The following is a 1,052-nucleotide window of genomic DNA, read 5'->3' as shown; positions in this document are numbered from 1 at the left end:
CCACGACGAACTCACCCCAGCCGAGTTTGCCCTACAGTGGGCCACGACCCACCAACCCCAAGTCGCATAGCGACTGGACCACCAAACGGGTCCCCCTCACTATCGACTACCAAAGACGACGCCAACTGGACTACTCGGATCTACTGGCGACGGACGTGTGGATCGACATCTGCCAACGCGTAGGGTTCAACCGCAACGACTCCGTCCTGTACTTGCCGTTCGCTCGGGCGTGGTTGTTCGAGCGCCTGAGCACCCGGCCGGCGGGTATGTCTGGGTTCATGCAAGGGATTCCTCGGGCTCAGGACAGGAGAGACAAGTTTGTGGAGCGATTCACTCCGGGTCTCGTTACCGCGCTCGACAGCGAAGCCGAGAAGTTCCTCAAGGACAACAACATTGTTGACGAACCACTATGGTGGGCGCCGCCTCTCAGCATCGTCGGTGACCTGGAGCTTCCGGGACCTGACCCAGACAGTGTGCCGATATCCGAGTTGCATCTAGCGTTGGGCGCCAAAGGGATGACACTTTATACCGCGGCGCAGCACTTCGACGTGCCCAGCCCCGTTATTCGACTCCTGCTCGAACGGTTCCCGATGGAAGGGCAACACGTGTCGCATAACTACGCGAAACCCACGAGACGAGTCGGACACTGAAGACCCCGTGATGCCGCATCATCGCGAATGGATGGGTGGTCAGAATCCATCGGGATATCATCTCGGCGCACCCGTTCGTAACCGCGTTTGGCCTCAGATCAGTGCGTTGCCAGCGGCAGTAGGGATGCGTAGCTTTGACGATCCTCCACGCGGAACGCGCACACCGAGCTTCTTGCCTGGAGATGGCGCCGCCTCTTCGCGTGGCGTCCATCGCTGATCGTGCAGCGAAAGCAAACGGCATACAGTCCTTTGGATGAGTGGCTAAACTGAAGTTGCCGCGATCACGATGGACGTGGAAGTCGTGAGGTGAGCCCGTTGTAGTGGTCCAGTCGTTATGGGACTCTGTTGCCCGAGTGCTCGGGCAGGAAGAATCACCAACGACATGGCAACGAATAAGCGCCG

Annotated in this window: 1 pseudogene; it reads left to right on the top strand. The window is 59.2% G+C overall.

Annotated elements, in window-relative coordinates:
- Positions 1–650: pseudogene (locus tag AC4ELS_RS23260) on the top strand (hypothetical protein); the annotation flags it as partial.
- Positions 651–1,052 lie beyond the last annotated feature (402 nt).

It is taken from the genome of Mycobacterium shunyiense (genome assembly GCF_058270035.1).
This window is presented reverse-complemented; position numbering and strand designations above follow the sequence as displayed.